Genomic DNA, 2,858 nt, shown 5'->3' with positions numbered 1-2,858 from the left:
ATTTCGAATCAATTGAGCGTTATACAACAACTGTTTGGGTGTTGTATAGTCAAGCCTCACGAGCAATTAGTATTGGTCAGCTTCATGCATCACTGCACTTCCACATCCAACCTATCAACGTCGTAGTCTTCAACGGCTCTTTAGAGGACATAAAGTCCTGGGGAAATCTTATCTTGAGGTAGGCTTCCCGCTTAGATGCTTTCAGCGGTTATCCCTTCCGAACATAGCTACCCGGCGATGCGACTGGCGTCACAACCGGTACACCAGAGGTTCGTCCACTCTGGTCCTCTCGTACTAGGAGCAGATCCTCTCAAATTTCCAACGCCCACGGTAGATAGGGACCGAACTGTCTCACGACGTTCTAAACCCAGCTCGCGTACCTCTTTAAATGGCGAACAGCCATACCCTTGGGACCTGCTTCAGCCCCAGGATGAGATGAGCCGACATCGAGGTGCCAAACACCGCCGTCGATATGAACTCTTGGGCGGTATCAGCCTGTTATCCCCAGAGTACCTTTTATCCGTTGAGCGATGGCCCTTCCATACAGAACCACCGGATCACTAAGACCTACTTTCGTACCTGCTCGACTTGTGGGTCTCGCAGTTAAGCGCGCTTTTGCCTTTATACTCTACGCGTGATTTCCGACCACGCTGAGCGCACCTTCGTACTCCTCCGTTACTCTTTAGGAGGAGACCGCCCCAGTCAAACTACCCACCAGACATGGTCCTCGCTCCAGATCATGGAGCAGAGTTAGAACCTCAATATTACCAGGGTGGTATTTCAAGATTGGCTCCACAGCAACTAGCGTCGCTGCTTCAAAGCCTCCCACCTATCCTACACAAGTAAGATCAAAGTTCAATGTCAAGCTGCAGTAAAGGTTCACGGGGTCTTTCCGTCTAGCCGCGGGTACACCGCATCTTCACGGCGAATTCGATTTCACTGAGTCTCTGCTGGAGACAGCGCCCCCATCATTATGCCATTCGTGCAGGTCGGAACTTACCCGACAAGGAATTTCGCTACCTTAGGACCGTTATAGTTACGGCCGCCGTTTACTGGGGCTTCGATCAAGAGCTTCGCTTACGCTAACCCCATCAATTAACCTTCCAGCACCGGGCAGGCATCACACCCTATACGTCCACTTTCGTGTTTGCAGAGTGCTATGTTTTTAATAAACAGTTGCAGGGGCCTGGTTTCTGTGGCTGCTCTCAGCTCAGGAAGCAAGTTCCATCACCAAAAGCAGCGTACCTTCTCCCGAAGTTACGGTACCATTTTGCCTAGTTCCTTCAGCAGAGTTCTCTCAAGCGCTTTGGTCTACTCGACCTGACCACCTGTGTCGGTTTCGGGTACGATTCCTGTGTAACTGAAGCTTAGAGACTTTTCCTGGAAGCATGGTATCAGCCACTTCACTGTACAAGTACAGCTTGCTATCAGTTCTCAGCATAGAGTACCCCGGATTTGCCTAAGATACATGCCTACAACCTTCCACCTGGACAACCAACGCCAGGCTGACTTAACCTTCTCCGTCCTCTCATCGCATTACACAGAAGTATTGGAATATTAACCAATTTCCCATCGACTACGCCTCTCGGCCTCGCCTTAGGGGTCGACTCACCCAGCCCCGATTAACGTTGGACTGGAACCCTTGGTCTTTCAGCGTGCGAGTTTTTCACTCGCATTGTCGTTACTCACGTCAGCATTCGCACTTCTGATACCTCCAGCAGACTTCTCAATCCACCTTCATCGGCTTACAGAACGCTCCCCTACCACTTGCAATAAATTGCAAATCCGCAGCTTCGGCACATAGTTTTAGCCCCGTTACATCTTCCGCGCAGGCCGACTCGACTAGTGAGCTATTACGCTTTCTTTAAAGGGTGGCTGCTTCTAAGCCAACCTCCTAGCTGTCTATGCCTTCCCACATCGTTTCCCACTTAACTATGATTTTGGGGCCTTAGCTGGCGGTCTGGATTGTTTTCCTCTTGACTACGGACGTTAGCACCCGCAGTCTGTCTCCCGGATAGTACTCATTGGTATTCGGAGTTTGCATCGGTTTGGTAAGTCGGGATGACCCCCTAGCCGAAACAGTGCTCTACCCCCAATGGTATTCGTCCGAGGCGCTACCTAAATAGCTTTCGGGGAGAACCAGCTATCACCAAGTTTGATTAGCCTTTCACCCCTATCCACAAGTCATCCCCTGGCTTTTCAACGACAGTGGGTTCGGTCCTCCAGTTAGTGTTACCCAACCTTCAACCTGCTCATGGATAGATCACCTGGTTTCGGGTCTATACCCAGCAACTAATGCGCCCTATTAAGACTCGGTTTCCCTACGGCTCCCCTATTCGGTTAACCTCGCTACTGAATATAAGTCGCTGACCCATTATACAAAAGGTACGCAGTCACCGGACTAAGCCGGCTCCCACTGCTTGTATGCATGCGGTTTCAGGATCTATTTCACTCCCCTCACAGGGGTTCTTTTCGCCTTTCCCTCACGGTACTGGTTCACTATCGGTCAGTCAGGAGTATTTAGCCTTGGAGGATGGTCCCCCCATATTCAGACAAGGTTTCACGTGCCTCGCCCTACTCGACATCATTATCTAAGCCCTTTCGTGTACAGGACTATCACCCACTATGGTTGCACTTCCCAGAGCATTCCACTAGAACTTAGATAACTTAATGGGCTCTTCCCCTTTCGCTCGCCGCTACTGAGGGAATCTCAATTGATTTCTTTTCCTAAGGGTACTGAGATGTTTCACTTCCCCTCGTTCGCCTTGCATGACTATGTATTCATCATGCAATACCTACCTTATGGTAAGTGGGTTTCCCCATTCAGACATCTCCGGATCACAGGATATTTGCCGCCT

Annotated in this window: 1 rRNA gene; it reads right to left on the bottom strand. The window is 50.3% G+C overall.

Annotation, left to right across the window (positions count from 1 at the left end):
* Positions 1-45: 45 nt before the first annotated feature.
* Positions 46-2,858 (bottom strand): 23S ribosomal RNA (locus VXP95_RS15320); the annotation flags it as partial.

The sequence above is a fragment of the Acinetobacter sp. 226 genome, from assembly GCF_048147925.1.
Taxonomy (GTDB): domain Bacteria; phylum Pseudomonadota; class Gammaproteobacteria; order Pseudomonadales; family Moraxellaceae; genus Acinetobacter; species Acinetobacter pecorum.
This window is presented reverse-complemented; position numbering and strand designations above follow the sequence as displayed.